A 4,256-nucleotide genomic window follows, 5' to 3' on the forward strand; every position below is an offset into this window, starting at 1 on the left:
GAAATTGCGTCAAAGTCCACCTGTGGCAAAACCCTGACGACCGTCCGCACAGACAATTCGCGCAACGCCAGTCGCAGAAGATGAAAGGGTTCGACACCCATCCGGCAGAAGGTCTGACGCTTGCTTCGTGGACACGATAGCGCCGCGATCCGAGCAGTCTTCAAGACTTCCTGCACATCCCCCAAGCATGAAACCCGACAACAGCAACGCGCCTACGCGTACCTTCCCGCGCACATCACGGCCTGTCGCGGACCACGACTGGAATCGCGGAGGTTATGGGCTCGGTCGTTTCCTCGATAGTATCCTTTGCCTTGTCGGAATGGCACGATTTTCCCATGAACTTGTGCATCACGAGATGCGCCCCAACGCACAGCAGGAGCGGGGCGAAAGCCGCTGCATTGCCCCACATGCCCGCCAATGTGCCGCCGGCAAGAAAAAACCCCGCAACGGGCAGCAGCATGACGACGCAACACGCCATCATACCATAATGCATGAGCCTGTCCGTGATCGGCTTTTTTCTGTGGCTGTGGTGGTCCATGACACCCTCTTTGTCTCGTTCTTTACGCCATTTGCGACCCTCCAGCAGGGTAAGGTCAAGGATACAAATGGATACACTTCTCGCGGCCTTGTCAGGTTGCCTGATGCCGGGTCTCCCGTAAAAGAGATGCAACAGACCTGAGGCTAGGAGTGTGTCATGAAGACGTCGCGAAACAACACGGTCAATCGACGAAAGCTATTGGGATATGCGGCTGTCGCTTTGGCCGCACCAAGCGTGGTTCGAGCCGAAATCATTCGCCGCAACATCTCTTCTTTCCAAATTCATGAATGGCAAGATCACTTCGACACGCTGGGAAAGGGGATCATCATCTCCGATACCGTGACGAAGGCGCTTCAGCATTGGACGGCGAATGGCGAGATGCGGATCTACCCGACATCGGTTCCGCTGACCGATGATCTCACGAAACGCGGTTACACCGAAGTGGTGGAAAAACGCAAAAACCCCAGCTGGGCACCGACGCCCTCCATGCGGGAGCGCAATCCGGAATGGCCCGCACTTATCCAGGGGGGTGATCCGGACAACCCATTGGGCACCCGCGCACTGTACCTGTCGTGGCAATATTATCGTATCCACGGGACACAGGATACGCGCAAGATCGGCCGTCGGTCGTCAAATGGCTGTATCGGTCTGTTCAACGAACAGATCGAGGAAGTCTACGAGCGGGCGCCTGTCGGCACTCAAGTCAAACTCATCTGACCCACCGGGCAAGGCGGAAGATACAGGCATGGACAAATTGACTGCGCTGATTGGTGCCGTTTTTGTTATCGGCGGGGGTTTTGCCGTTTGGCAATTCGTTGGAGCCGAAGATACAGCGGTTGGCCACTCCATGACGCCACCTGACACAAGCGAGATCGCTGAAGGCGGCCCAATCGTTCAGGTAAAGCTACCTGACGAGCTTTCGCAGCAGGCGGCGCTTGGAAAGAGCATATTCGAAGCAAAGTGTTCTGAGTGTCACGGTGAAAATGCTGCCGGTCAAAACGGTGTTGCGCCGCCTTTGGTACACAAGATTTACGAGCCAGGCCACCATTCGGACATGGCCTTTGTTTTGGCAGCTCAAAATGGCGTGCGTGCGCATCACTGGAATTTCGGTAACATGCCAAGGATCGAGGGATTGACCCAGGGAGATGTCAAGATGGTGGCCGCCTATGTCCGCGAACTACAGCGGGCCAACGGGATCGACTGATGCGTTGGATCCGGATCAGTAGGTGGATTCTGTCGATCGTTTTCGGCCTTTTCCTAGTGGTTCTCGGGGTGCCTGAGGCGCCAGCGTATCATGGCGAGGCATCCTTGGCGCAAGAATTTCACGCTCACGAAGATGTAGGGTCATCGACGAACGAGGCTTCTGGCCACTGTCATCCGGGACTCGATTGTTCTGTCCCGGCAGCGTTGTTGCTCCAGCCATACGTGGTTTACGAGCCTCATTTTCTGAAGGCTGTCATGCAAGGCGGCAAGACCCAACGAACCGAATTGCACCCCACCAGCGATCCTCCACCGCCACGACAGTGGGTCTGATTTCACATCTTTCGAAAAAGCAGACCCAAAGAAGGATCGAAGACATGAAAAAGACGACTATCGCAACGGCAGTGTTGATTGCAGGGACCGCAGCCACTGCATTCGCCCATAGCGGCGCCACCGGCATCGTAAAAGAGCGCATGGATGCCATGCTGGCAATGGGGAAGGCGGTCAAGACCGTGGCTCCCATGATGCAGGGCGCAACATCCTACGACGCGGGAACAGTGCGAAATGCCGCGCGCCTGTTCCAGCAGCACGCCGGTGAGAGCATGACAAAGCTGTTCCCCGAGGGCACAGGGGGTATGCCCTCGGAAGCCAAAGACGAGGTGTGGACCGATTGGGACCGCTTCGCCGCATTGGCAAGTCAGCTGGAAGAATACTCTGAAGGCCTGGAACGTGCGGCCGACAATGGATTGGGCGGCATGGGAGGCAATACCTCCACGGGTGGCACCTCGATGATGGGCGGCGGGTCCATGATGGGAAGCGGGTCCATGATGGGAAGCGATACAACCATGATGGGCGGGAGCACGATGATGGGCGGAGGCGGCATGATGGATGCTGCCGCCATTGCCGAAATGCCCGCCGATGCGGCATTCGCGATGACGACCCAGGTCTGCTCGGCTTGCCATGAACGCTTCCGGGCGGAAGAAGACTGACCATGCGACGGTTCCTGACGTTAGTCAGCGGGGTCGCCGTGCTGGGCGCGGCCGGTCTCGGCGCGGTGATTGCATGGCCTGTCGGCAGTGCGGTGGCGCCGATCGCATCAGCGGGCAATGTCGACCGGGGCGCGTATCTGGCGCGCGCCAGTGGGTGCATTGCCTGTCATACCAATTTCGAAGCGGGCGGCGCGCCACTTGCCGGAGGGGCGCCGCTCGAAACCCCGTTCGGAACGTTCTATCCGCCCAACCTGACGACCGACCCCGAACATGGCATGGGCGAATGGACGGCAGCACAGTTCGCAAAAGCCGTGCGGCAAGGCATCGGCCCCGATGGAACGCCGTACTATCCGTCTTTCCCGTACACCTTCTATGCGGATTTTTCTGATCAGGATATCGCTGACCTCTGGGCGGCGTTTCAAACCGTGCCGCCCGTGGACGAGCCTGCACCAGAAAATGATGTCAGCTTCCCATTCGACCAACGATGGGGGCTGAAGCTCTGGCGAGCGGCGTTCTTCTACGATCCGGATACCGAACCGATTGAAGGGCGAAGCGACGCATGGAATCGAGGACGGGAATTGGTGCGCGGTGCGGCACATTGCGGAGCCTGCCATACGCCGCGCAATCTTGCGGGAGGCCGCGATATCGGTGCTTCCTTTGCAGGCAACGCCCAGCTTCCCGGTGGCAGCAAGGCCCCCGCGATACGGCCAAAAGACCTGGTCAAAAATGACTGGACGGTTTCAAACCTCGCTTATGCGCTCCAGACCGGCATCACCCCTTCGGGCGATGCTTTCGGCGGCAGCATGGCGGAAGTGGTTCGCGAGGGAACTCGGTTTCTGACACCTGCCGATCGCGAAGCGATGGCGCTTTTCCTGCTGAACAAGGACACGGTCGAGGCGGAGAACCCCGCTTCGAACTAACATCACGCGGGGGTAACAAACCCCCGCTTTCTCGAGGATCGAAATGAAACAAACACGTCGGGATTTCTTGCGCCATACAACACTGGCGGCCTGTGCGGCCGCCATCCCGCGGTCGGCTTATGCCGCAACCCCGTTCGAGGACGTGGTTGCCAAGGTTGAGCGTCGACAACTTCTTCCGGACACCTACCCGGAAACGGAGATCTGGGGCTATGACGGCCTTGTTCCGGCCCCGGAAATCCGGGTTGCACAAGGCGATCGGGTGCGTCGCAGGTTCCGCAACGAGGTTCCGAACCCCAGCTCGGTGCACTGGCACGGAATCCGGATCGACAACGCGATGGACGGCGTTTCAGGGCTGACTCAGGAGGCCGTGGCGCCGGGTGGAACCTTTGACTACGACTTCGTCGTACCGGACGCGGGCACCTATTGGTATCACGCGCATAATCGCTCATACGAGCAAGTCGCGCGTGGTTTGCGCGGTGCCTTGATCGTCGAAGAGGTCGATGGACCGGACATCGACCGCGAGGAAGTCATCGTTCTGGAGGACTGGTTGCTCGACCCTGAGAGCGGGCAGCTGTTCGACAATTTCGAACAGCCTATGATGATGAGCCA

At 58.7% G+C, this 4,256-nt stretch carries 6 protein-coding genes; 5 read left to right on the top strand and 1 reads right to left on the bottom strand.

What is annotated here, in order from left to right; translation table 11 throughout:
- Positions 1 to 235 precede the first annotated feature (235 nt).
- Positions 236 to 538: a DUF2933 domain-containing protein gene (locus N4A58_RS00015; RefSeq protein WP_043754567.1), complete on the bottom strand. Its 303-nt coding sequence runs from the start codon at positions 536 to 538 to the stop codon at positions 236 to 238.
- 156 nt (positions 539 to 694) lie between these two features.
- Here N4A58_RS00015 and N4A58_RS00020 point away from each other — a divergent pair, with 156 nt between their 5' ends.
- The 5 genes from N4A58_RS00020 to N4A58_RS00040 all read left to right on the top strand — a co-directional run.
- The gene (locus N4A58_RS00020; RefSeq protein ID WP_293706854.1) at positions 695 to 1,255 is read left to right on the top strand and encodes a L,D-transpeptidase; all 561 of its coding nucleotides are present in this window, start codon (positions 695 to 697) and stop codon (positions 1,253 to 1,255) included.
- A gap of 28 nt (positions 1,256 to 1,283) precedes the next feature.
- Positions 1,284 to 1,742, top strand: coding sequence for a cytochrome c (locus N4A58_RS00025; RefSeq protein ID WP_293706856.1), 459 nt, complete (start codon positions 1,284 to 1,286; stop codon positions 1,740 to 1,742).
- A 373-nt stretch (positions 1,743 to 2,115) separates the two neighbouring features.
- Entirely contained in the window at positions 2,116 to 2,727 is a 612-nt protein-coding gene (locus tag N4A58_RS00030; protein ID WP_293706857.1) for a cytochrome c, read from the top strand.
- Positions 2,728 to 2,729: 2 nt separating this feature from the next.
- On the top strand, positions 2,730 to 3,647 hold the full coding sequence (locus tag N4A58_RS00035; RefSeq protein WP_293706858.1) for a cytochrome c: 918 nt from the start codon (positions 2,730 to 2,732) through the stop codon (positions 3,645 to 3,647).
- Between the two features lie 43 nt (positions 3,648 to 3,690).
- The coding region (locus tag N4A58_RS00040) for a multicopper oxidase domain-containing protein (protein WP_293706859.1) at positions 3,691 to 4,256 on the top strand (566 nt) is incomplete at its 3' end.

Source organism: Donghicola sp. (genome assembly GCF_025210255.1).
Lineage (GTDB): Bacteria > Pseudomonadota > Alphaproteobacteria > Rhodobacterales > Rhodobacteraceae > Donghicola > Donghicola eburneus.

Bases quoted from the DNA above. Each gene is read 5' to 3' on its own strand.
- N4A58_RS00035 (WP_293706858.1), top strand. From the start codon at position 2,730: ATGCGACGGTTCCTGACGTTAGTCAGCGGGGTCGCCGTGCTGGGCGCG.
- N4A58_RS00025 (WP_293706856.1), top strand. From the start codon at position 1,284: ATGGACAAATTGACTGCGCTGATTGGTGCCGTTTTTGTTATCGGCGGG.
- N4A58_RS00015 (WP_043754567.1), bottom strand. From the start codon at position 538: ATGGACCACCACAGCCACAGAAAAAAGCCGATCACGGACAGGCTCATG.
- N4A58_RS00020 (WP_293706854.1), top strand. From the start codon at position 695: ATGAAGACGTCGCGAAACAACACGGTCAATCGACGAAAGCTATTGGGA.
- N4A58_RS00030 (WP_293706857.1), top strand. From the start codon at position 2,116: ATGAAAAAGACGACTATCGCAACGGCAGTGTTGATTGCAGGGACCGCA.